Annotated in this window: 23 protein-coding genes, 1 rRNA gene and 1 riboswitch; of the genes, 16 read left to right on the forward strand and 8 right to left on the reverse strand. The window is 37.9% G+C overall.

The window, feature by feature from the left end:
* Window positions 1-200: 200 nt before the first annotated feature.
* The 3 genes from trxA (at window position 201) to FFO06_RS08065 (ending at window position 3564) form a co-directional block, all read left to right on the forward strand.
* Entirely contained in the window at window positions 201-524 is a 324-nt protein-coding gene (gene trxA / locus FFO06_RS08055; RefSeq protein ID WP_137907570.1) for a thioredoxin, read from the forward strand.
* Window positions 525-747: 223 nt separating this feature from the next.
* On the forward strand, window positions 748-1818 hold the full coding sequence (locus FFO06_RS08060) for an LOG family protein (protein WP_137907571.1): 1071 nt from the start codon (window positions 748-750) through the stop codon (window positions 1816-1818).
* 426 nt (window positions 1819-2244) lie between these two features.
* Complete coding sequence (locus FFO06_RS08065; protein ID WP_137907572.1) at window positions 2245-3564, forward strand: D-alanyl-D-alanine carboxypeptidase; 1320 nt, start codon at window positions 2245-2247, stop codon at window positions 3562-3564.
* A gap of 240 nt (window positions 3565-3804) precedes the next feature.
* Here FFO06_RS08065 and lptC read toward each other — a convergent pair whose 3' ends face one another.
* From lptC to metG, 3 genes are all read right to left on the reverse strand, one after another.
* The gene (gene lptC, locus FFO06_RS08070; RefSeq protein WP_137907573.1) at window positions 3805-5049 is read right to left on the reverse strand and encodes an LPS export ABC transporter periplasmic protein LptC; all 1245 of its coding nucleotides are present in this window, start codon (window positions 5047-5049) and stop codon (window positions 3805-3807) included.
* Window positions 5049-5678, reverse strand: a complete 630-nt coding sequence (locus FFO06_RS08075; protein WP_137907574.1) for a LabA-like NYN domain-containing protein — start codon at window positions 5676-5678, stop codon at window positions 5049-5051. The genes lptC and FFO06_RS08075 overlap by 1 nt, the downstream gene beginning before the upstream one ends.
* A 221-nt stretch (window positions 5679-5899) precedes the next feature.
* Entirely contained in the window at window positions 5900-7495 is a 1596-nt protein-coding gene (gene metG, locus FFO06_RS08080; RefSeq protein WP_137907575.1) for a methionine--tRNA ligase, read from the reverse strand.
* A gap of 980 nt (window positions 7496-8475) precedes the next feature.
* Between metG and FFO06_RS08085 the strand changes: the two genes are divergently transcribed.
* Window positions 8476-9300 (forward strand): alpha/beta fold hydrolase, encoded by an 825-nt coding sequence (locus FFO06_RS08085; RefSeq protein WP_137907576.1) that lies wholly within the window; start codon window positions 8476-8478, stop codon window positions 9298-9300.
* Window positions 9301-9542: 242 nt separating this feature from the next.
* On the opposite strand, the gene FFO06_RS08090 is transcribed toward FFO06_RS08085, so the two are convergent.
* Entirely contained in the window at window positions 9543-9932 is a 390-nt protein-coding gene (locus tag FFO06_RS08090) for a DUF1815 family protein (protein WP_137907577.1), read from the reverse strand.
* A 642-nt stretch (window positions 9933-10574) separates the two neighbouring features.
* On the opposite strand from FFO06_RS08090, the gene dapB reads away from it, so the two are divergent.
* Window positions 10575-11411: a 4-hydroxy-tetrahydrodipicolinate reductase gene (gene dapB / locus FFO06_RS08095; protein WP_137907578.1), complete on the forward strand. Its 837-nt coding sequence runs from the start codon at window positions 10575-10577 to the stop codon at window positions 11409-11411.
* A gap of 85 nt (window positions 11412-11496) precedes the next feature.
* Window positions 11497-12180 carry a DUF8619 family protein gene (locus FFO06_RS08100; RefSeq protein WP_137907579.1) on the forward strand — a complete coding sequence of 228 codons (684 nt, stop codon included), beginning with the start codon at window positions 11497-11499 and terminating at the stop codon, window positions 12178-12180.
* Between the two features lie 32 nt (window positions 12181-12212).
* Here FFO06_RS08100 and FFO06_RS08105 read toward each other — a convergent pair whose 3' ends face one another.
* From FFO06_RS08105 to FFO06_RS08115, 3 genes are all read right to left on the reverse strand, one after another.
* Window positions 12213-13022, reverse strand: a complete 810-nt coding sequence (locus FFO06_RS08105; protein WP_137907580.1) for a TPM domain-containing protein — start codon at window positions 13020-13022, stop codon at window positions 12213-12215.
* 175 nt (window positions 13023-13197) lie between these two features.
* Window positions 13198-13602 carry a DUF948 domain-containing protein gene (locus tag FFO06_RS08110; RefSeq protein WP_137907581.1) on the reverse strand — a complete coding sequence of 135 codons (405 nt, stop codon included), beginning with the start codon at window positions 13600-13602 and terminating at the stop codon, window positions 13198-13200.
* Between the two features lie 11 nt (window positions 13603-13613).
* The gene (locus FFO06_RS08115) at window positions 13614-13982 is read right to left on the reverse strand and encodes a YtxH domain-containing protein (protein WP_137907582.1); all 369 of its coding nucleotides are present in this window, start codon (window positions 13980-13982) and stop codon (window positions 13614-13616) included.
* Between the two features lie 125 nt (window positions 13983-14107).
* Window positions 14108-14270, forward strand: a riboswitch (cobalamin riboswitch).
* Window positions 14271-14292: 22 nt separating this feature from the next.
* Between FFO06_RS08115 and FFO06_RS08120 the strand changes: the two genes are divergently transcribed.
* The 8 genes from FFO06_RS08120 to FFO06_RS08155 all read left to right on the forward strand — a co-directional run bounded on the left by FFO06_RS08120 (window position 14293) and on the right by FFO06_RS08155 (window position 21998).
* A complete protein-coding gene (locus FFO06_RS08120) occupies window positions 14293-15072 on the forward strand; it encodes an energy-coupling factor ABC transporter permease (protein WP_190372479.1) in 780 nt (259 codons plus the stop codon).
* Window positions 15059-15355 carry an energy-coupling factor ABC transporter substrate-binding protein gene (locus tag FFO06_RS08125; protein ID WP_137907583.1) on the forward strand — a complete coding sequence of 99 codons (297 nt, stop codon included), beginning with the start codon at window positions 15059-15061 and terminating at the stop codon, window positions 15353-15355. The genes FFO06_RS08120 and FFO06_RS08125 overlap by 14 nt, the downstream gene beginning before the upstream one ends.
* Before the next feature lie 2 nt (window positions 15356-15357).
* Complete coding sequence (cbiQ, locus tag FFO06_RS08130) at window positions 15358-16170, forward strand: cobalt ECF transporter T component CbiQ (RefSeq protein WP_137907584.1); 813 nt, start codon at window positions 15358-15360, stop codon at window positions 16168-16170.
* Complete coding sequence (locus tag FFO06_RS08135) at window positions 16145-16966, forward strand: energy-coupling factor ABC transporter ATP-binding protein (RefSeq protein WP_137907585.1); 822 nt, start codon at window positions 16145-16147, stop codon at window positions 16964-16966. Before cbiQ ends, FFO06_RS08135 begins: the two co-directional genes overlap by 26 nt.
* Before the next feature lie 229 nt (window positions 16967-17195).
* Entirely contained in the window at window positions 17196-17975 is a 780-nt protein-coding gene (locus FFO06_RS08140; protein WP_137907586.1) for a hypothetical protein, read from the forward strand.
* A gap of 770 nt (window positions 17976-18745) precedes the next feature.
* Complete coding sequence (locus FFO06_RS08145) at window positions 18746-20188, forward strand: cytochrome ubiquinol oxidase subunit I (RefSeq protein WP_137907587.1); 1443 nt, start codon at window positions 18746-18748, stop codon at window positions 20186-20188.
* Between the two features lie 11 nt (window positions 20189-20199).
* Entirely contained in the window at window positions 20200-21213 is a 1014-nt protein-coding gene (cydB, locus tag FFO06_RS08150) for a cytochrome d ubiquinol oxidase subunit II (protein WP_137907588.1), read from the forward strand.
* A gap of 326 nt (window positions 21214-21539) precedes the next feature.
* Window positions 21540-21998 (forward strand): pentapeptide repeat-containing protein, encoded by a 459-nt coding sequence (locus tag FFO06_RS08155; RefSeq protein ID WP_137907589.1) that lies wholly within the window; start codon window positions 21540-21542, stop codon window positions 21996-21998.
* Between the two features lie 381 nt (window positions 21999-22379).
* On the opposite strand, the gene metK is transcribed toward FFO06_RS08155, so the two are convergent.
* Complete coding sequence (gene metK, locus FFO06_RS08160) at window positions 22380-23618, reverse strand: methionine adenosyltransferase (RefSeq protein WP_137907590.1); 1239 nt, start codon at window positions 23616-23618, stop codon at window positions 22380-22382.
* A gap of 334 nt (window positions 23619-23952) precedes the next feature.
* Here metK and tsaB point away from each other — a divergent pair, with 334 nt between their 5' ends.
* Both tsaB and FFO06_RS08170 read left to right on the forward strand, forming a co-directional pair.
* A complete protein-coding gene (gene tsaB / locus FFO06_RS08165) occupies window positions 23953-24660 on the forward strand; it encodes a tRNA (adenosine(37)-N6)-threonylcarbamoyltransferase complex dimerization subunit type 1 TsaB (RefSeq protein ID WP_137907591.1) in 708 nt (235 codons plus the stop codon).
* Window positions 24661-24936: 276 nt separating this feature from the next.
* Window positions 24937-25062 (forward strand): 16S ribosomal RNA (locus tag FFO06_RS08170); the annotation flags it as partial.

A 25062-nucleotide genomic window follows, 5' to 3' on the forward strand; every position in this document is an offset into this window, starting at 1 on the left:
AATAGAGATGGCGGAGACAAATGTTTCCGTTCACTCCTCACACCACACTCCGCCCGGACTATTGTTCGGGCGGTTCCTTATGTTGGACATGAATTTTCTAATTTCTTTGCAAATACTCATCCTTAAACTCAAAGAGGAGGTTTTTGCTGTGGTAGAATTTTCACCAACCTCGGAAATATCTTATGTAAAGGTTTTTAGGTATGTCAGCAGCAGCACAAGTTACAGATTCTACGTTTAAGCAAGAAGTAATCGACAGCGAAGTACCCGTATTAGTTGACTTCTGGGCTCCTTGGTGCGGTCCATGCCGCATGGTAGCTCCTGTTGTCGAAGAAATTGCCGCTCAGTACGAAGGAAAATTAAAAGTTGTGAAAATGAATACTGATGAAAATCCCAAAATTGCTAGTGAGTACGGTATTCGCAGTATTCCTACATTAATGATTTTCAAAGGCGGAGTAAAAGTAGATATGGTGGTCGGTGCTGTACCTAAAACCACTTTATCTAACACTTTGGAAAAGTATCTTTGAAGCTCAATAGACAACAAACTTCTTTTGAGTTATTCATTGACAAATGAATTACGGGACAAACTTGGTGCGTCCCCTCTCTTTTTTCAACTACAAAAAAGTCTAGGGACAGTACCATTTTTATGTATCTGGTCAAGATATTAACAATTACTCTTTTCCCCCTTGAATTAGATAACTACCAACTTGGATTATATTACAATGTGATGCCATTATTGCGGCTTTAACCATGACCTCTGAAGCGTCTTTTTCTCCATTAGATTCTCTGCAAGCGGATATTGCTGAGTTAATAGATCGTTTACCGACACTAAAACATCGGCAATTTATTCAGCAGTCCCTATCTACAATTTTGCGTCTTGCGGATAGTGACATTGAACGTCTTGATTGGAAAATACTATCTGCTGCTTTAGTAGATATGGAACGTGGTTTTCAGTTATTTTATCACTACCGTCATATACGTAAAATTACTATTTTTGGTTCTGCCCGTCTAGCACCAGAAACACCAGCATACCAAATGGCCGTTGCATTTAGTCGCGCTGTTTCCCAGCTAGGATTTATGATTATGACTGGTGGTGGTGGTGGAATTATGCAAGCTGGTCAGGAAGGCGCTGGAAGAGACAATTCCTTTGGTTTAAATATTCAGTTACCTTTTGAACAACAAGCTAACCCCGTCATTCACGGTGATACTAAACTAATTAACTTTAAATATTTCTTTACCCGGAAATTATTTCTTTTAAAAGAAAGTGATGCTGTAGCTTTGTTTCCCGGTGGTTTTGGGACTCAAGACGAGGCTTTCGAATGTATGACATTAAGCCAAACAGGTAAATTTGGTCCAGTTCCTTTAGTATTAATTGATCAACCGGGAGGTGATTATTGGCGCTCCTGGAGTCAGTATATTGATGAGAAATTGGTAAAGACAGGGCTTGTTAGTCCTGATGATCCTAGTTTATACACAATTACAGATAATCTAGAAGTTGCCTGTAATGCTATTACTAGTTTTTACCAAATTTATCATTCTAGTCGTTATGTTGGTGATCAGTTGGTGATCCGGTTGCGAGAAGATCTATCAGATGATCAAGTAGAAGCACTTAATACTAACTTTAGTGATATCCTGGTAACGGGCAAAATTGTCAAAAGTCAAGCATTACCCCAAGAAGGACAAGATGAAACATCTAATTTACCCCGCTTAGTTTTATATTTTAATCAACGAGATTTAGGGCGTTTATATCAAATGATTGGAGTAATTAATCAAGTGGTAATTCCTACTCCAGAGGAAGCAGCACATCCAGAAAGAAAATAGACTACGGGAATCTATTAATTAGTCAAAATATGGCAGCAAATAGGGAATAAACAAAAAAGGTGAACTCATATCATGTAATGTGATTGACTTAAAAATATGTAATAATACTAATTATTATGACTTAATACTGATAAATATAATCAGGCTTGTATATTAGTAGATGTGATTAGGAAAAGAGGAAACAAGGAATAGGAAATAGAGACTAATTACGTAGATATAGCGCACAGAGTAGTCTTGATTGGGAATTAGGAACTACTGCGATTTTTACATCTCACGCAAAGGCGCAAAGGCTCGAAGGAAGACAGGAATAGGAAAATAACCGTATGGTTAAAATACAGCAGATTTCATCTGATACCTGGCGTGGCGTATTACGTTAGTAGATTACTTGAATGATTCACAAAAAAAATAAAATAGAGGAATTTAACTATGCTGGAATTATTAGGATCAGGTTTGTTTTCTCTGTGGCTAGAAATGGCTAAGGTACAAATTCAACCTCTAGAAGCCTTGAGTGTACTGGCTTGGCAAGGTAGCCCTAGCTTCATTATTGTCCCTGATCCTAGCCCGGCCGGAGCTATAACCGTACAAGAATATCTCAAGGGTTTAATTACATCAAAATTAATTGACCAAAATCTCATGTCCTCTCAGGGGATTTGGTTACAGTCGGGACCGATGTTAATGGCTAACCATCAAGGTACTATACCTTTACCCGCTGCTTCTTTAACTAAAATTGCTACTTCCTTAGCGGCTTTTAAAACTTGGGGACCAAATCACCAGTTTCAGACCTTAGTTAGTAGCACTGGACCGGTGGTAAATGGGGTGGTACAGGGCGATTTAGTGATTACTGGTACTGGTGATCCTATGTTTGTTGGGGAAGAGGCCATCGCGCTGGGAAATACTCTGAATAAAATGGGTATTAAGCAGGTAAAGGGAAATTTAATCATTACTGGTGCTTTTGCGATGAATTTCCAACGCAATCCAATACTCGCGGGTCAATTACTCAAACAAGCACTAAATCACCGTACTTGGTCTCGTTCTGTGGTTTTCCAATATTCTGTTATGCCCAAGGGAACACCTAAACCCCAAGTTATTATTGCTGGTAATATCAAGGTAGACCCTCAACCGAAAGTAGGACAAACTTTGCTGGTACGTCATCTTTCCTTACCTTTGCAAAAAATAATTAAGGAAATGAATGTTTTTAGTAATAACGATATTGCGGAAATGTTGGCTGAATCTGTGGGAGGTGCTGATGTAGTTAGTTCTACAGCAGCCCAACTTGCTGGAGTCTCGAAGTCAGAAATTCTCCTCATTAATGGTTCTGGTTTGGGTAAGGAAAATCGGATTTCTCCCAGAGCCGTTTGTGCTATATTTATGGCATTGCAACGTGAAGCTAGTTCTTATCAGTTGACTTTAGCTGATTTATTTCCGACCTCGGGACTGGATAACCGAGGTACAATACACTCTCGACATATGCCCAAGGCAACCGTGATGAAAACTGGTACTCTTAATGATGTTAGTGCTTTAGCAGGAGTTGTACCTACACGCGATCGCGGTTTGGTTTGGTTTACAATTATTAACCGTGGTGGAAATATATCCGCTTTTCGGGCTGAACAAGATAAACTTCTCCAACATTTAGAAAAAGAATTAGAAGTATCTACGGATATTCCCCCTACCCTTGTCCCTCATTTAGATAATTCTTTACCAAATTTTGGTGCAGCTAATCGCAATGAGATTTTGTATAGAGGTTAGCTGTCCGTTGTCTGTTTTTAGGTAGAAGTTAATACGATTTTTAGCGTTTATAAACTGCGTCTACATAGAAAAAACCTAATTTTTTCATGATTTCACCCAGGTGGACTTAGCTTGTGTAGTAGCGTATCCCTTAGTGAAGCCATAAGCTCTTTTATATTCGCCCATAGGGTGCCATATACTGTTAAAACATCCTCTCAGGAGAAGGAAGCCAGAGAAGATGATTTCTGCTCAACTTCCTTATTACCTATTTTCCTGGGGGATAATTTCTGTGATTACTTTCTGTCCAGAATTACCACCTTTAACGACAATATTTTCTGTTTCTAAATTACCGACCGCTGTTGCTCCTTGAAAAGTTAATTTTGGTGCAACTTGATGATAAATTACATTTCCTTGGGCTTCTAACAATTTTTTATTTAAATACCAAGTCAATTGATTTGATTTTAAAGACTGACTACGTTGTCCAACTGCATTGACATTACCAGTGAGATAGACAGTGTTTTCTGGTATGTTCATTTTTCCTTGATTAGCAGTGACAGTTAGATTCTCAGCAGCTTTGAAGACACGAATGGGAGAATTGGTGGTGATATTTTCCTTCTGAATATTCCAGGTTATAGAGTTACTAGTAATTTGCATTAGCGGATCTATTAACTCTAATTTGGCCTGTGGTTGGAGAATTGCAATTTGAGTTTTTAAGTTAATTTCGGCGGCATTAGCTTGACTGCGGCCAGAGATTTTGTTATCTTTATATCCTTCTATTTGGATAGGGCGATCGCTAAATAATTTATCCTCTTTAATCTGCCATATTAAATGCTCAGTTCGCATTTGTAACTGTGGATCTGTAGATTTTGCTACTACTCCTCCTGAAAATTCTACCCGTTGTTCACGAGTTTTTACCTTAGCTTCTTGGGCTGTTGCTTGTAATTGTTTATGGCTACCATTTAACTGATTACGGACAATTAATAAATCTTCTTGAGGTCGCCATTCTAACTCATTACCCTGAAAAACAATACCATTACGGGGGTCACTAGCCACAATTTTACCTTGAAGAAAAAGTTGCTTACCATCTTGCTTAATGTCAGCTTTTTCTGCTTTAATTTGATAGACAACTTTTCCGTCTTGGTAGAGTTCCCCTTGAGGACTTTCCGCTTCACCCATTTGTTTATCTGTAGTGTATTTTGCCTTTTTGGCTTTCACTTTCCAAATCGGCCTCCCTACCTGATCAAATTGTTCTAAATCCACACCAAAAAAAGTTAACTTAGTTTCGTCTTCTCTTGGAGATGAAGTATTAGTTTTTGATTGGTTAGGTGTAGATGGATTACTACAAGCAGATAACCATAACCCTAAGAACAATGATAAAGACAGGTAAACCCAATTTGTTCGTAATCTAAACTGTGAAAATGAATAGAAGTGGGGGGAACGATGTTTACTTCCCCGCTGACGTTTTGAGTTTTGTCTTCCATTCTCCCTGTCTTGTGAATATTGCATTACTCTGGAAATTCTAGATGTCTATCACTACCTCTAGGATCGTCTAAAAAGCCCATACTAGACAATGGCCGATATGGGTAACTTTGACGGGGAGTTTTTTGAATATCTTCTTTGATAGCTTCTAAATCAATATAGCGATCGCTAACATTAATTAAACTATCACTAGTCATAGATCGCAAACTCACCACCTCTACCCTAACACCACGATAGCTGACAGAATTGACAGCATAAGCTAAATCGCCATCACCGCTGACTAAAACTGCGGTATCATAGGAATCAACTAAAGCCATCATATCAACAGCTATTTCCACATCTAGGTTAGCTTTTTTAGAACCATCTGGTAATTGTACCAAATCCTTAGCAATGACTCTATAACCATTGCGACGCATCCACAATAAAAAGCCCTGTTGCTTCTCATTTGTCCGGTCTACCCCTGTGTAGAAAAAAGCCCGTAATAGCCTTGATCCACCAGTTAAACGGCACAATAACTTAGTATAATCAATTTCGATTCCTAGTTGTAGTGCTGCATAAAATAAGTTTGAGCCGTCAATAAAGATAGCTACCCGTCCCCGATTTTCCAAAACTTGTTCTGGCGTAAATATCGAGTCGTTTTCCAAATTATTCAACATTGTTGTCATACCTTGTGTTGTTATTCCTGTTATGATAGAAATTTCTAACTACATAATTTGTTAGAATGGCTTATGATAAGTCTCCGGGGCTGATAGATCAGGAGTCATAAAATCAGCAGCGAAAAAGCCCTGATTATTGACTCATGTTCCCAACTGTCATTGGTGACAGTACAGCCCCGAATTGTTTTGTGAAGGAATTAGCAGTTCCCAAAATTAATCTTTTATTTTGATGTTTCTATCCGCTTAAAAACTGGTTTGGGTGTCCCCAATTGTTGTTTATCGGATAATATTCCCCATGTTGAGTGGGTACAAAAAGGGGCTAAAATTGCACTTTCTTTTTGTTCATTAAAGTTGATTCCCCAGCCTAATTGCTGATAAATATCACTGCTGATATTAGGAATAATTGGGGAGAGGAGATAAGCTGCTAGTCTCACAGATTCCAGAACCGCATATAGCACCAGTTCCACATCTTCCTGTTTACCTTGTTTATATAACGACCAAGGGGCTTGATCATCAATAAACTTGTTACTGGTTTGTACCAGAGATAAAACATAGTGACAGGCTTCATTAAAAGCTAAAGCTGTATATGCTTGTTTCACCTTGTCTCCCAACTCTAACCCGATAATTTTTAAAGGATTTTCCGCCGGAATAGTTGCTTGGGTTATGGACGGTACTTGACTAGAGCAGTATTTCTTCACCATATTTAAAGTGCGATTTAACAAATTACCTAAATCATTCGCCAAATCTGCATTCAAAACATTAATGAACCTTATTTCATTAAAATCGCCATCTTTCCCAAATTCGATTTCCTTAAGGAAGTAATAACGAATGGCATCACTACCATAATTTTCCACTAAAGTGATAGGATCAAGGGTATTACCCAGAGTTTTACCCATTTTTTGACCGTCTTTAGTTAAAAAACCATGTCCAAATACCCTATCTGGTAAAGGTAAACCTGCTGACATCAGCATTGCTGGCCAGTAAACAGCATGAAAGCGTAAAATATCTTTACCAATCAAGTGGAGATTAATTGGCCACCATGTCTGTAAAGCATTAGCTAAAGTTGGTTCTGCGTCTGGTTCTAACAATGCTGTTACATAACCCAGTAGAGCATCAAACCACACATACAATGTATGTTTAGAGTCTACAGGTACAGGAAAACCCCAGTCAAGATTTACCCGGGAAATGGAAAAATCTTGTAAACCTTGAGCGACAAAATTGAAAACTTCATTTCGTCTGCTCACAGGTTGAATAAAATCAGGGTGAGATTGGTAAAATTCCTCTAACTGAGTTTGATATTTAGACAAACGGAAGAAATAGTTCTGCTCATCCCGCCACTCCACTTCTTTGGTAGTATGGATGGGACAGCGTTTATTTTCTAGTAAATCCCGTTCTTCCTTAAATTCTTCACAGGAAACGCAGTACCAACCTTGTTGTTCTCCTTGATAGATGTCACCATTTTCCCAAACTCGCTGAAAAAACTCTTTAACTATGGCCTCGTGACGGGGTGCAGTAGTCCGACTAAAGCGATCATATTGAATATCGAGTAAATCCCACAATCTTGTAAAACTGGGAACAATTTGATCACAAAAATCTTGCGGTGCTTTTCCTAAACTGGCTGCTGAACGCTGGATTTTTTGTCCGTGTTCATCTGTACCCGTAATTAGTAAAACTTGATTTCCCTGTAAGCGTTGAAACCGGGCTATGACATCTGCCGCTATAGTTGTATAAGCACTGCCAATATGGGGGACATCGTTGACATAATATAGCGGTGTTGTCAGTGCAAAAGTCTTTTCTGTTTTATTCACTAAATTCATGGACAATAAAAGCAAATTATTAATCAGTTTTCTCTCTTAATCATCTAGATTATCTAGATAAAACTAGGCAATTATATAACATTGCTACGGTTTTTTATTAAATTACTCCTTAATCGTAACAAATTTATGGAATTGAGAATTGTTTCATCACTTCTATAAAACTCCTAAATGATTTCTTGTCAAATTTGGGAAAGCAGTTACTAATAATCATGGTAAAACCTGTTTATTTCATTGGTAGTCACAGAGAATACACTAATGCAAATTCCAGCAATATAGATGATGATGTGCATAAAATTGAGCATATAAAATTCTCCAATTCATGACAAGAGTATTAGTTTCAATATTCAGGATTTTCTGCAATGATTTTGTTTGAGATTAATGATTTAGGGCATCACAAAAAATAAACTATCCCGTCTTCTGGGATCAGCAAGATACCTGTAGTTGATGATTAGCTGGTTTTTTGTCCCCGACTACAAGAAATTTCTAGATATTTTTTGGAGTTTCCTGAACAAGGTTTCTGGGTGACTCCTAACCCAGCTTTCCTGTCTGATATTTTTGACGAAATTTATCTGAAAATATTTATAAGTTTATAGTCAGTAAATTTTCAAAATACATCAAGATAAACTGCAATTTTTTGAGCATTGTCAGTAGATTAACCACTAGCAATATAGAGATTTATCACTACTTTAGATATGGTAATCCAATGTCATTTAAGTGCATAATCGTTGCGGAATGCTATAGTATTATGTGTAATGCCAAGGTGACATTATTGCCAGTTAGGGGGATTTGACGCTTTCACATATTTATATATGATGAATACAAATTGCTAGAAATTCTGTAATCATGGTTTCAGAGTGGGTTGTTTTTTGTCTGGAAAGGTTGATTTTAGCAGGAGACAAAAAGAAAATATGCCATAATCCCCATTTGCATCAGAGAAACGGTAAAGTTAAAGATAGAATAGATTAAAAAAAAGCCGCAAAATGCCAGCCGTTGACCTGAAACCTTGTTTTTTGACTCCAAAACCAGTACAGTCAGATGCTCCTTTATTTATCTATTTACCAGGAATGGATGGCACTGGTCAATTGTTACAAGCCCAAATCCCTGAATTATCAATAGGTTTAGATATTCGTTGCTTGGCTATATCCAAAAACCATCTTGGTACTTGGGATGTTTTAGCCAGAAATGTTTTAGATTTGATTCATGGTGAACTGGAAAAAAGCCGTCAACGGCCAATATACCTCTGTGGTGAATCCTTCGGTGGTTGTTTAGCGATGAAAGTAGCAACCCAGTCACCACATTTATTTAAGCGCATTATCTTAATTAATCCCGCTTCTTCTTTTTTGCATCAGCCTTGGTTTAGTTGGATATCCCAGCTTACTCAGTTTGTCCCATCATTATTATTTAATGTTGGTTCATTAGCTTTGTTACCATTTCTGGCCTCATTAGAGCGCGTTTCTGAAAGCCAGCGCCAAATACTTCTCGCGTCCATGGGTTCGATTCCACCAGAGACTGTAAACTGGCGGTTGTCCCTATTGCGAGATTTTCAAATTGACAAAAAAGATTTGCAAAAGTTAACACAACCAGTTTTACTTATTGGTAGTGGAAATGATCGCTTATTACCTTCCGTTACCGAAATCGCCAGATTGGCTAGTATTTTACCAAATAGCAAAACATTTATCCTTCCAAATAGCGGTCATGCTTGTTTGTTAGAGGAAAATGTGAATTTGTATCAAATTCTCAAAGATAATGATTTTCTAGAAGTTAATATAAATATGCTATACCAAAAACTGTCACATCAACAGTAAAGCATAATGAATGATCAGCATCTTTAACATTTTCAGAACTGGTCTATGGGTAAGGTCACGCCGCGCTATCAGATATAATGCCCGTAGCCTTCAATGTGATAAGAATTTGATTGCTGGCTGATAAATATAAATTATAAATTATAATTTATAATTTATGACTTATAGCCAGTAGACAGATTGGTTTGTCATTCTCGAACCTAGTGGGAAATAACAACTTTCAACCCAAACATAGTTTCAAGTTGTTATGGTTGGGTTTTCACCCTTCCTGAACTTTTCTGTAAAATGCGTTTACCTGTCGGAGATGAATACTCAGTATCTCTAGACTTTTGTATAGACTGTTTGACGAGGGTAGCTAGTTCTTCTAACTGGTTAATCGCTTCTGCACCTTCTAATTTCATTAATTCACGATCATCACGCATTTCTGTCCAAGTAATCCCATAATCTGAGACTAAAAAGCGAATTAAATGATTGTCTCCTAAGCTGACCATAAAGGATGCGCTGTTCATCTGATCGCCACAAGTATAGCAGGAAGCAGGATAACCGTGCCGTTCTAGTACAACCGCCAAGGCTTTCAAGTTCATTACCAAATCTTGTACAAATTGTCTATGTTCGTTTGCTAGTCTCAAAAACACTTTTGCCCTCCAGACACCACAGTCATTTGAGTTTATTTTATATTTTCTTTAGATTCTCTCACTAATTGGCATTGTAAACTACTTATTACAATTTTCGGTTGCTTATGAATTCGTTCATGAGTTATCTCCTCCAGGTTAGTGGATAACGATGATTTAAGAAGTATCAAACTATTCAATTTAAATTTTCCTGGTACTTATATTACCCACTATTCTGGACACAGTTACTAAAATTCACATTTTTGCCTCCTCTATCCGTCTGAATTGTACTTGATCAAATTAAGACGCTTTCAGTTTAACTTAAATCCACTGATAGTCAAGTTCGTTAAAGCTATATATTTCCAGTATTAGAGACCATGTATAGCCGAATTGAGCTAATTCACCATATCTAACGCCTGTTTTCGTTATTTTGATTTTGATGTCCACTGCCAATAAATACCATACAGTATAGCACGGATTAAATTAATGGAACTGTTGAATATACATACTCAATATCTTATTTAAAGAATACTATTTAGGGACGAACGGCCGTTCGCCCGTACACAGAAATTACTAAATAAGCTGTTGAGCATTTAAAGTCTATTCTTGTCAGACTTGCATTTGTGAGACAATTTTATTGTTGAATTGAAAATAATTGTTAAATCTATGAGCAATCAAGCTTCTATCCCAGTTATTGTCAATGGTGCGGCTGGTAAAATGGGACGTGAGGTCATTAAAGCAGTAGCCCAAGCATCTGATTTGACTCTACTGGGTGCAATTGATACTACTCCGCAACATCAAGGTAAAGACGCTGGAGAACTAGCGGGTTTAAGTGAACCCTTAGAAGTACCAATTAGCAATCAGTTAGAACCTATGTTGGCCTATGTGGCTGGGGAAAGACAGATGCAGCCAGGTGTACTAGTTGATTTTACCCATCCTGATGTGGTATATAACAGTATTCGCAGTGCGATCGCCTATGGAATTCGTCCAGTTGTAGGAACTACAGGTTTAAGTCCCGCACAAATTCAAGAATTAAGTGATTTTGCTGAAAAAGCCAGTACCGGTTGTTTGATTATTCCCAACTTTTCTATTGGTATGGTATTACTACAAGAAGCGGCTGTTAGAGCTTCTCAGTATTTTGATCATGTAGAAATTATCGAACTCCATCATAACCAAAAAGCCGATGCTCCCAGCGGTACAGCCATTCAAACTGCTCAACTATTGGGAGAACTGGGCAAAACTTTTAACACTGCTATGGTGGAAGAAACGGAGAAAATAGCAGGAGCTAGAGGCAGTTTAGCAGATGAAGGGATTAGAATTCATAGTGTGCGCTTACCAGGACTAATTGCCCATCAAGAGGTGATTTTTGGTGCCGCTGGGCAGATTTATACCTTACGTCATGATACCAGCGATCGCGCCTGTTATATGCCAGGAGTATTATTAGCCATACGCAAAGTTAACCAGCTAAAGTCGTTAGTATATGGACTAGAAAAAATACTGTAAAACACTCAGCAATCATCTGTGAGAAATTTTCGATTGGCGATTTTTCCAATCCAAAATCTAAAATTCAAAATCCAAAATCTAAAATATGCTTGTTCCCCTAACTCGGCAAAAATTTGAACAAATTATTCCCCTAATTGCCTCTGGACCACAATATAAATACTATTGGGGGAAGTTTAGTAATTTTTTGCAGCGGCTATTAATTTCCGTAGTTACCATGGCTGTGCTACTGCTGATACAATTTTTGTTTAGATTGGAATTTGGGTTCATATTCTTTTTTGGGGTATTTGGTGCTTTCTTTTGGCTATGGTATCCCATATTACAGGCAAGTATCCGCAATGGAAAATGCCGCCGTTACAAATACAGTGGATTTTTCCGGGGACGAGTGCTAGATTGGTGGATTACAGATCGGTTAATGGGCAAACAGGAAACCGTCAACAGTAAAGGTGAGTTAGTAATTATTGAAAACCGCGAAAAGCGGATTAACCTAGAAATAGGTGACGACACAGGATTTAGTGTTGAATTTGAAGCCCCACTACGTCCTGCCCACAAAGCCATTACTCGTGGTCAAATAGCCGAAATGGTGGTCATGTCAAATCGTGCTGATTTAAGCACAATTGAAGAATTTAGTGATATATATATTCCTAGTCGTGACCTATGGGTAAGTGATTATCCATATCTCCGACGAGACTTCTTTAATGAAGTTAGTATGCGTTTACGTGCGAACCAAGAAAGAAGACCTCGCCGTCGTTCAGGAAGAAAAGGGGGGTAGAGAATACCCTATTCCCCAGTCCCCTAAACTTCTCAGGATTCAGCCCCCGAAGGAGGCCGACTAAAAACAGGGGATAAATAAGCCACTAAAGCACCAATAGCAAAGGCGGAAATATTGCGAACTAGAGGCAACCAGTCACTTGTACGGGTAATAACTGGAGCAATACCGAAGGCGATAAATAACATTCCCCATAAGGGTGAAAAAATTAATGCCCATTGCCAAGCAACTATTTGTTTATCGTTGCGGGGTTGAGCGGCAAAACCGCAAATAATTCCTCCGACAGCGGAGGTGACAAGGGTGAGTATCCATTGTTCTCTAGGGAGTCCAGGAACTACATTACAACCGCCTTTAAGTAAGCAACCTTTGACTGAATCTAAGGACTGGAGAATGGCTTGATCTTCTCCTTGTTCACGGACAAAGTATAAGTTACCAAAGCGGGTTTGTAGTTCAATCCAGAAGGTGCGGGGTAAGAATTGATAAACTGCATCACCAACGCTAAAACTAAGAATGTTACCACCACGGGCATCCGCGACTAGGAGAATACTTTTATCATCTAATCCCCAATATTTAATTACTGCTCTACCTGGGGTGCGGTCATACTGCGTTAAAACGCGCAATTTCCAACCAGTATCAGCTTCAAACTGGTCTAATTCTTTAACTAATTTTTCTTCTTGGGGGTCAGGGAGAGTTTTTGCTAAATCTACTACTGGTGTAACAAAGCCCGGTAATAAATCGGGATTTTCATAAGCTAGGGCTGATGGAGAATTAATTGCCCAGATTGACCCAGCAAAGCAAAATAAGGCAATTGATACTAAAATTCGTCGCCAAGAACACAGGTGCATGAACGTTTTTATACTATTATTAACAGGATAATGTAACAAGTGCTTTGCAAAGAGTCACGTAAAAGTGATACTTCTTTACACTTCTTTACTTTACTCTAATATTAGTTAGATAGATCAACAAAACCTGATTGAGAAATTAGGGACTGGAGATAACTGTGATGTTATTGGTAATTTATCATTGATTAGTTAGGGTTCTAGCACTTCTTTTAGCAGGTTTTTTCCGATTGAAACTTGTCCACGCAGCTTTAATACCAATTAAAACACTACGAGTGCTGATTTGAAGATTTTCTGCTTGTTTTTTGGCAGTATTTAGGCTTTGATCAAATTGTTTGACAACTTGACCGGCACTTTTGACACCTTCACTAACATCATCAGTTAAATCTGTTATTTCTAAGCTGGTGTTGCGGATAGCATTAAGAGTAGGTGGTAACTCCCGCGAAAGAGTATCAAAAAATTTTTCAGCACTGCGAGCGGCACGGGCTAATTCCTGTAAAGCAGGTATAGATGCCACTAAAACGGCTGTGAGACTAGCAGCAACCAAGAGGATAGATAGTCCCAACCAAAATAAAGGATCAATCACTGTTATCTCATTTATGAACGTTCTAGTTTTTGAGTCAAATTATCGGTTTTGTCTGGGATGCTGCTAACATCAACAGTATTTTTCTGAATTAAGCCTTGGCTTTCGCGCTGAGTAGCATCTATGCCAACTGCGATCGCTTCCCGCAGTCTATCTACAGTTTCATCCCAGTTTTGCAGGGTGCTAGTAGAAATACGATCTGCCTGAATTTGTACGCTGGTAGAGATATCTTCAGCTAATTCAGGGATAGCATGAGCGGATTTTTTGAGAAGTTTACGCGTTTCGCGGCCTGTGCGGGGAGCAACTAGCAAACCGGCTAAAGTGCCGATAGCTGCCCCTATCATCAAACCGCCAATAAAGATTCCAGAACGCTTGTTAGTCATTTTTTTAATTTTCCACTCTATAAAACTTATCTTATATCTTGCACGCTGGCGATGAAAATTTGGGGTGACAAAGCACCCGGATTTTGTCTAAGTTGTATAGAGAATTAAGTTCTATTGGGAATAATGATATAGTTGTTACCATCGGTTCTGATGGGGAGCAGCCAATGGCTAACACCTCGCTGCACTATTGGACGTAAGGGGGAAAGTCTGGTGCAAGTCCGGCACTGTCCCGCAACTGTGAGCCAAAATATGGTAAGTCAGAATGCCCACCGGTAGAATTACGTTTATATAAATCTGCGAGGTACAGATTATGTCCAGAAAAAAACAGGCATTAGTTAGTCTCACCCTAATGGCTGTTATTAGTTTTTACTTGGTAGTTGGTTTCCCCAAACCTGCCTACGCAATGCACATTATGGAAGGTTTTTTACCAGTGCAATGGGCAATTTTTTGGTGGGTTGTAACATTACCATTTTTCATTTTAGGATTGCGTAGTCTAACTCGCATTACCCAAGCTAACCCAGAATTGAAACTCTTATTAGGTTTAGCTGGTGCTTTTACCTTTGTCCTGTCAGCGTTGAAAATTCCTTCTGTCACCGGTAGCTGTTCTCACCCCACAGGAACGGGATTAGGTGCGGTGCTGTTTGGACCTCTGACTATGACAGTCTTGGGTAGCTTGGTATTGTTATTTCAAGCTTTGTTACTGGCCCATGGTGGTTTGACCACACTTGGTGCAAATGCTTTTTCCATGGCGATCGCTGGACCCTATGCAGCGTACTGGATATATAATACCACAATGCGGCTGAGTAGTAAACAAAAAATCGCCATCTTTTTAGCAGCAACCTTGGCAGATTTACTCACCTATATTATCACTTCTATCCAACTTGCCTTGGCTTTTCCTGCACCAGTCGGTGGATTTATCGCTTCATTTGCCAAATTCGCGGGAATTTTTGCCCTTACTCAAGTACCCTTAGCAATTAGTGAAGGATTACTAACTGTCTTAGTTTGGAACTGGTTACAATCTTATAATCCTCAAGAATTGGAACTTTTGCAATTAATCAAGGGAAGAAATCACGGTAATGAATCAATCTAATAAAAGTTTAAATAACTGGTTTTTAATATTAGCAGTTTTAGCCTTAGGAGTTGCACCATTAATATTTGTGCCTCATGGAAAGTTCGGCGGTTCTGATGACAAAGCTAAAGCCGCTATTACAGAAATACAACCTGAATATAAACCTTGGTTTCAATCACCATTTACACCAGCTAGTGGGGAAATAGCCAGTTTATTATTTGCTTCTCAAGCAGCTTTAGGTGCGGGAGTAGTTGGTTACGCAATTGGTGTATATAAAGGACGTTCAAAACGAGAAAGAAGTTAAGAATGACTTTAAAATTAGATACCCTAGCTTACACTAATCAACTGCGAAGATTACCACCAGAACATAAACTCATTTTTGCATTTACCACTCTGATTATTTCTCTTTGTAGTCATCCTCTAGTGCAAATTTTGATAGTAATTTGGATGAGTATTTGGACAGTAATTTATGCAAAAATTCCGGCTGGAGTTTATTGGCGCTTGTTAATATTCACTATAGTTTTTTGTTTGACAAGTTTACCAGCATTAATGGTAAATGGAGTTGAAATTTCTCATCTAGAAATTGTGAAATTAGATTCATTTTATGGGTTAAATTTTGGAGACTTCTATATTTATATCAGTCGGAGTGGCTGCATTCAAGCATGGGGGATTTTAACTAGAGCATTAGCTTCTGTTTCTTGTTTATATTTTCTCATGTTAACTGTCCCGTTTACAGAAATTTTGCAAACTCTACGTTGGTTAAGATTTCCAGTGCTTTTAACTGATTTATTATTACTAATGTATCGGTTTATTTTCATTTTATTAAAAACAGCCAATGAATTGTGGACAGCAGAAAATTCTCGTAATGGCTATCGTAATTGGCATACTAGCATGAAAAGTTTAGCATTATTAATCGGACAATTATTGCAGCGAACTCTACAACAATATAGTCAATTTTCTCTGGGATTGCAAGCACGAGGTTTCGCTGGTGAATTGCGATTTTGGCATCCCCGACGTTATCGTTTATCTCCACGATATACCATTGAAGCAATTTGTGGCTGTGTAATATTAATAGGATTAGAAATTTGCCGAAATGCAGGAATATTTACTCGAATTTGATCAGGTCTATTACACCTATCCAGGTTCACAAAAATCAGCTTTAAATGGTTTAACCATGAGGATTCCTTCTGGTAAAAAATGTGCCTTAATTGGTCAAAATGGTTGTGGTAAAACCACACTTTTCTTACTGGCTAATGGACTATATAAACCAAGTTCTGGAATTGTCAAATGGTGTGGTGAAGCATTAATTTATAATCGCCATTATCTCAGTAAAATCCGGCAAAAAGTCGGTTTAGTATTTCAAGACCCTGAACAACAATTAGTAGCTTCTACAGTTGAAGAAGATATTTCTTATGGTTTATGTAATTTAGGTTTACCCACAGGAGAAATTAAACAGCGAGTAGAACATATATTACGTGAATTTGAATTAACTAATTTAGCAGAAACACCAGTACATCATCTCAGTTTAGGACAGAAAAAACGAGTTTCCATTGCTGATATTATGGTACTAAAACCGCAGCTTTTAATATTAGATGAACCAACGGCATATTTAGATATTAAACATACTCGTAATTTGATGATAACCCTCAAAAAAATTCATCAACATGGTCATACTTTATTAATGGCCACCCACGATTTAGATTTAGTATATCGCTGGGCAGATTGGGTTTTTGTTATGGATAAAGGACAATTGATGCTAGAAGGAAAACCAGAAGATGTATTTAGCCAACGGACACTTTTAGAAGAATTAGAATTGGGTGTACCATTAATATATGAAATGTTGTTTAATGGGCTATCACCTGAAGAGAGAATAATTATAGAACGAGTCCGACAACGGATATTAAAAGATATTTGAAAATGTAGTTAACCGTAATATATTTTTGTGAATACATTGTAGGTTGGGTTAAGCGACAGCGCAACCCAACAAAGTTCCGAAAATGTTGAGTTTCCTTGGGTCAACCCAACCTACTTAGAAGTGGAATGTCAAAAGACAGTCTGTCAAACATTTTTTAATTCTGTTAATAAAATAAAAAGGAGATTATTTATAGTAAATTAGTTAATTAAAATCTCTGTGGAAATTGGATATGCAGCTTCAAGAAGTCCCTAATATTGCAGTCATTGTTGGTGAAAATGCCGTTACCCTTTCTCAATTACCTTCTGTGTGGCAAGATATCGCTAAAGGTAGGGCAAATGTTAAACTCAGTGATGCAAAAATCTATGTGGAAATGGCGCAGTTATTTCAATATAAACTGCAATATGGTGATGTTGACTTGTTTAATGAACGTCCCCAATTATTTCATTTAAAACGCTCATTTTCAGAGCTATTTGGGCAAATGGCACGAGAAACCCTAGAATTTTATGGTCATGATTTTATGATTCATAATTATCCGAACTTTGCAGAAGTTGTACGTAATTTTGAATCAAAAGGTTCTGAATACAGTGACGAAATCAAAGTAGCGCGTATTGGACTAGAACTTTTCCAGGAATTTGGTTATGATCTACCAGCAAGTTTTTATCATGTCCATTTAGCGCCAATTTATCGAGATCATGTATTTGAAGAAAGAGCTTTAAGATTTGATCAACGAGATATAGAACACAAACGTAGTTGGGATGCTATACTACACGCAGGTAAGGTATTTGCCATGCAAATGAAGGTACAAAGTATCGCCTCCAAATACGGTTTTACCTATCAACATGGCTGTGGTTGTAACTCTCATCTATCTTCCATTGATCAATCTTCTGGTACATTTGAGTATGAATTAAGTTGGGAAAAACGTCAACGCTGGATTCGGAGTTTTATCTGGACAGCTTGGTATGAATATGCAATATTTCCGATTGTGCCGAATACTATTTATCTGGTTTAATAAGACGACAAAATAATTTCCTGGGTAATGGGAGATTTACACCTCCCATTAATGATTCATTTGAACTGGACTTTTTACCAGATATAATTTTTACCAGATATAAATTATCGGGATCTAGTGCGTTACGCTATCGCTAACACACCCTACGTATTTTTTCAAAAATCAAAATCCTAAAGCCCTCGCACTTTGATAGAAAATAAAACTTGCTACCCAAGCTAAAGCAATAGACCAAGCTACAGATATCATTGCAAATTTACCACTTTTAGATTCACTATGAAGTTAAGAAATCGTCGCATTTTGACCCGGTTGTAATAAGGCCAGATGATTCTTTAGCATTACAGCGAATTTCAGGTAAATGAACCACGGTTTTTGTTTCGCGCAAAGACGCAAAGTAAGGAAGGCGCAAAGGAAGAAGGTAATCAAAGTCTGGTTTAAATAGATGAAAACTGCTGTATTTAAAAAAATTTTCAGTTCTATTGAGAGTAATTATCAATATAATATCATATTTTTACAGAAAATCTCAAAATTATCTCAATATTATTTAGTATAATTGTACTATATATGATTTTTTTTATGTATTTAATTCCTTTGCATAATTACTTAATTACGCAAAAATGGAAAAATCATCAAACGACTTATTGTCAAACTTTAAACGACCTATTGTCAAACCTTTCAAAGCTTAAAAATTTTGGAAGTAATACTCTATAAACAAATATTATTGTATATGATAAACATATATTTAATCGTTTTGCGTAACTCCTTCAAAGAGTATGGAAATTTTATCTAACACCCTAGCTTTATCACGGTTGCAATTTGCATTTACAGCAATTTTTCACATGATTTGGCCTGTCCTGACCACAGGTATGTCTATCTACTTAATTGTCGTAGAAGGACTATGGTTAAAAACCAAAAATCCCACTTATTATCATCACGCTCGTTTCTGGTCAAAACTGTATTTACTAAACTTTGGTATCGGAGTTGCATCAGGTTTACCAATGGGTTTTCAGTTTGGGACTAACTGGGCACCATTATCGGAAGCCGTGGGAGATTTCTTAGGTAGTATTCTGGGATTTGAAGGGTCAATGGCCTTTATGCTAGAGGCTTCTTTTCTAGGAATTATGATGTTTGGTTGGGAACGAGTTCCCCCCGTAATTCACTATTTAGCGACCATTCTCGTAGCTTTTGGGGCAAATCTTTCCACATTCTGGATTTTAGTTGCTAATTCATGGTTTCAAACTCCTGCTGGTGGAAAAATGGTGAATGGTAAGTTTATTGTTGATGACTATTTTCAAGCAATTTTAAATCCCTTCATGGTGAATAGTGTTCTCCATATGTTCTTGGCAACTTTGGAGACTTCTTTATTTGTCATTGGTGGTATTAGTGCTTGGTATATTCTTAATAATCTCCATCAAGAATTTTTTAGCAAATCATTGAAAATAGTTTTAGCAATATCTATTTTTGTTACTCCTTTACAGGTCTACATTGGTCATGCTAGTGGTGATCAAGTCTATCACTATCAACCAACTAAATTAGCGGCAATAGAAGCTCAATGGGAAACAATACCCGCTGGTAAATCTGCCAAATGGAATCTATTAGCAATTCCCAATAAAAAAGCCGAGAAAAATGATTTAGAAATTGCCATTCCCCATGGATTAAGTTACATCTTAGAACTCAAACCCAAACTTTCTCACCCTGTATTGGGACTCAAAGAATGGAAACCAGAAGAGCGTCCACCAATGATTCCCTTGATTTTTTATTCCTTCAGAATTATGGCAGGAATCGGCTTTTTCTTAGTAGGATTAATGCTGTGGAGCATCACTCAATGGCTTAGGGGTAAACTGAATTATAATCATATCAATCAGCAAAAATGGTTATTACGGTCTTGGATTTTAGCTGCACCTTTGGGCTATTTGGCGATTGAATCAGGCTGGATTGTTCGCTGTGTGGGAAGACAACCTTGGACGGTATATGGACAAATTCGTACCACTGATGCTGCTTCTCATTTACCAGCAGGTGAAGTATTATTTTCACTAACAGTTATTACTATTCTCTACAGTGTTTTATTTGTCTCAGCCATGTATTTTGGCAGCCGCATTATTCGCAAAGGACCCGATTTAAATTTACCAGTACCAGGAGGTGAAATCAAAACAGTAATTGCCACTGAATCCGTAAGTCATATTCCTGATAGTCGTCCTCTAGAAACACCACAATAGCCAGAAATTATATGGAAGCTTTATTGCACTTTTTACCACAAGTTTGGTTTGTAATTCTGGGGCTATTTCTGTTCCTTTATGTCCTTTTAGATGGCTTTGATTTAGGCGTTGGTATCCTCTCCTTAACTTCCTCATCTGAACAACGTCGTAGCTTATTAATGACCAGTCTGGGTAACATTTGGGATGCTAATGAAACCTGGTTAGTGTTAATGGCTGGTGCATTATTTGGGGCTTTTCCTTTAGCTTATGGGACAATTCTCAATGCCCTTTATTTGCCTCTCATGATCATGGTTGTGGGGTTGATTTTACGCGCAGTTGCGTTTGAATTTCGAGAACATTCTGATAATAAAAGCTTTTGGAATTTTGCGTTTGGAATTGGCAGTTTTATTGCTTCTTTATTTCAAGGATTTACATTAGGTGGTGTATTAGCAGGAATCAAAGTTGATCTATCTGGCCATTTTATTGGTGGAATGTGGGATTGGTTAAGTTGGCAATCATTACTAACAGCATTGACACTTGTACAAGGTTATGTATTGATTGGTTCAACTTACCTGATTCTCAAAACTGAAGGTACATTACAGGAAACTCACTTTCGCACTGCGAAATTAGCAGCTTGGACAACTTTTATTGGGGCAATTTTAATTACAATCAGTACACCAATTGTCTATGAAAATGCTAGAGATAGGCTATTTCATCAACCAGAAGTTTATATCTTTGCCCTGATCCCTCTATTGGGTATACTGTTGATTTGGTCGCTGTTGCAAAGCCTAAACCGTAAAGAGGAATTTGCTTCATTTGTTTACACAGCTTTAATATTTTTGTTGACATTTATTGGTTTAGGATTTATTGCCTTTCCCTACATTATCCCCCCCACTATTACCATTTATCAAGCCGCTTCTTCTGCTAGTTCAATGGTATTTATGATCACATTTATTGGGTTTTTAATTCCGATTATGTTGTTTTATAACATCTACAACTACTTTGTCTTTCGAGGTAAAGTAGTGATCAGTGAAGAAAGAGAATAAATTCGGGCTTTACTGAATAGACATCTTGTGAGCAACATTGTGAGAACAATTGATTAGTTGTCTCCACAAAGGTTTGCTATTTACGCACATTTAATTTTTACCAAATGTCTCATAGTAATCCATAACTTCCTAGTCTTGATCACTTATCTGCGTTTATCTGCGTTTATCTGCGGTTAATTATCGTCTATATCCTAACTCCAGATTTTGCCCATTTGTGAAAAAATATCAAGCTTGTCATTTAAATCAACATTCTCTAGCCAATTAGTGAGACAATAAAGACGTGAGGGCAAGAACGGACATAACTCCATTATAAAGGGGGAAATTTTATGAAACTCCAACTCTTAGCCGCTATGGCCTTGATAACTCCCCTGTTTCTAGCTAATTCAGTTCAAGCTGGAAGCAAACAAGATTTACAGAAACTTTTGTCAACCAGAGAATGTATTCAGTGTAATCTATCAGGGTCCAACCTCAGCGGTGCTCATTTGATTGGTGCTGACTTACGGGGCGCAAACCTTCAAGGTGCTAACCTGACAAATGCTAACTTAGAAGGTGCTGACTTGACGGGAGCAAATTTAGCAGGTGCTAATTTAACATCAGCTTTTGTTACCAATGTTAACCTAAAACAAGCCAATCTCAACAACGCCAACCTGACTCGGGCAACCATTCACGATTCTAACGTCTATCAAGCATCAATGGATAATATTAATATTACCGATGCTGGTATATATAACACAGGAATCGGTATTGGTGGAGAATATGGAACTACTCTTCCCGATTGGGACTAAGCTGTTACGCATCTAAATTTGATAATCCTAATCTAGCTAGATGTTGTGGTGCGGGCATACTTCGACCAATCTCAGTACAAGTCTTGCCCGCTAGAATCATACAAATTAAATGCAGTACAACTTAGGCAGTTAAATTTACACATTTTAAGTTTGTTTCACAAAAGGAAATATATTTTGTTTGTACTACCGGATTTATCCCTGATTCTCTTCCCTTACTGTCTCTGAGATAGGAATAAGTCCCAACTACAGTCTAGGAATTATGATACTTGTGTGAGTTACAACTCAATTAAAAAAGAAGTTATAGATAATTAAATTATCCATAACCCCAGTATAATTTTTTGTTGTCAAACTAACTACTTAAGCAATTAAACCCGAATTATGTTAATTAATTGCTTGCTTTAACACATCTACCTTATCCGTACGTTCCCAAGGTAAATCCAAATCCGTTCTTCCCAAATGACCATAAGCCGCAACGTCCTGATAAAAACGTCCGCCTCTTTCACTTGGTAAGTTACGTAAATTGAACACATGGATAATTCCCGCTGGTCGGAGTTCAAAATTCTCTTTAACTAAGTTTAATAGAATTTCATCATCTACTTTACCCGTACCAAAGGTATCAACAAAAATGCTAACAGGCCGAGCCACACCAATGGCATAACTTAGCTGTACTTCACACTTTTGTGCTAAACCAGCCGCGACAATATTTTTAGCAGCATAGCGAGCAGCATAAGCAGCAGAACGGTCTACTTTCGTGGGGTCTTTACCGGAAAAAGCACCGCCACCATGTCGAGAATAACCACCGTAGGTATCAACGATTATTTTCCGTCCTGTTAAACCAGAATCTCCCTGAGGTCCACCAATAACAAACTTACCAGTGGGGTTAACCAAAAACCTGGTTTCTTGACTTGGCTTAATAGTAATATCACCAAATATAGGTTCTACTACTTCCGTCCACAGGTCAGCTTTAATCTTTGCCTGTACCTCAGCATCATCGCTAATATCGCCAATAGTAGCTGTATGTTGAGTAGAAACCAAGATAGTATCAATACCTACAGGTTTACCATCTTCATAGACTACCGTGACCTGGGTTTTACCGTCGGGACGCAGGTAAGGGAGAATACCAGCTTTGCGAACTCCTGCCAATCTCCGGGCAATGCGGTGCGCTAAACTGATAGGTAAAGGCATAAGTTCTGGAGTTTCGTTGCAAGCAAAACCGAACATGATACCTTGATCACCAGCGCCGATTTTATCAAATAGTTCTTCACTATCCTCAGTCCGGCTTTCTTTGGCTACATTGACACCTTGAGCAATATCAGGTGATTGTTCGTCCAATGCTATTAAAACACTGGCACTATTTGCAGAAAAGCCGTTATCTGCGTCAGTATAGCCAATTTCCGCGATTTTTTTTCTGGCAAGATGGACATAATTAACATGAGCTTTGGTGGTAATTTCTCCAGTAATTAGCACCAAACCAGTATTAACTACAACTTCTGCCGCCACACGGCTATGAGGGTCTTCTGCGAGTAGCGCATCAATAATCGTATCAGAAATTTGATCACAGATTTTATCTGGATGACCCTCTGTAACTGACTCGGAAGTAAATAAATAACGACGAGACAAAGGAAATTCCTCCTGTGAAAATTTTTTGACTTAATTTCTGAAATCATAACAACATTTGCAGTTTTCGTAGTTAAGTATCTTCTATTTCAGTATCAAATAATTTATATGTAAATAAAAGTTATCAAAGTTACGGATAAATAGTTATAAATAAGTTATAAATAATTAGTTATAATTAGTATTATCTGGTATTTATGCTAAAATTAGCATTCAATTATACTATTAAATCTATCTTACAGTATATTTCCAACCAGTAACACCAATTCTCACAAACTCCATTAATATTAAATTAAAAGCCCAAAATCAAAGCTACCTAGCTTCCATCCCCAAATAAAATATATTTACTTTGACGACCATATTGCCACTAAATAAATACGCTTTAGCATTGCACACCACCACACCAGAACTAGGTTTGGCAATTAGCAACTTTGCAGATCATACCCAATCTCAAGTTTGGAATTTAGGGCGTGACTTATCTAGTCATATCCATCAATACCTGATGGATATGATTAAACCACGAACCTGGGCAGACCTGGAATTTATCGCCGTCAGCCAAGGACCTGGTGGTTTTACGGGAACTCGCATTGGTATTGTCACCGCTCGTACACTAGCACAACAGCTAAAAATTCCAGTATTTACCATTTCCACTCTAGCTGCAGTAGCTTGGCAAGAACATAGCTCACACAACCATTGTAGTTTTGCGGCTAAAATTAAAAATACTACTCCCCTAACGCGAAATTACCAATATCCAATAATTGCAGTAGAAATGCCAGGACAAAGGGGACAGATTTTTGGTGCTATTTATCAACCAACCCCTGATAATTCCAGCCTTACTGCTTTGTTGCCAGATACAGTATTCACCCCAGCCGCATGGCAAGAAACCCTTGCTAATTGGCATACCAGTTATCAGTTAATTTCGGCTACATCTCAGTTAGCCGCCACTGTTAACAGTATTTTGGAATTAGCTTATTTAAAGTGGCGGCAAGGCAAACACCCACATTGGTCCGAGGCTCTACCCTATTATGGACAGCATCCCATAGATTGATTATTTTGAAATTTGTCTAACCCTTACCATATAAAGCTTATAGCCAAAATCAGAAATTAAATTCACCCGATTAAAAAAAAAGTTTTGAAAAACCCTTGACAATAACCGGCAGGATTGATATATTGAATAAGTGCCGGGGAGAGAAACAACTCACGGCAACTGAACCGAGAAAAAATAATACTTTGAAAGAATAGGTTAAACCAATCCTCGTCATTAAGATAATTATAGAGGATTCTGAAACTTGAGATAAGTTTTAGAGCGAAAACAAACTCAAACAAAATGGAGAGTTTGATCCTGGCTCAGGATGAACGCTGGCGGTATGCTTAACACATGCAAGTCGAACGGTCTTTTCGGAGACAGTGGCGGACGGGTGAGTAACGCGTAAGAATCTACCCTCAGGTC

Source organism: Dolichospermum planctonicum, assembly GCF_005402965.1.
GTDB classification, from domain to species: Bacteria; Cyanobacteriota; Cyanobacteriia; order Cyanobacteriales; family Nostocaceae; genus Dolichospermum; species Dolichospermum planctonicum.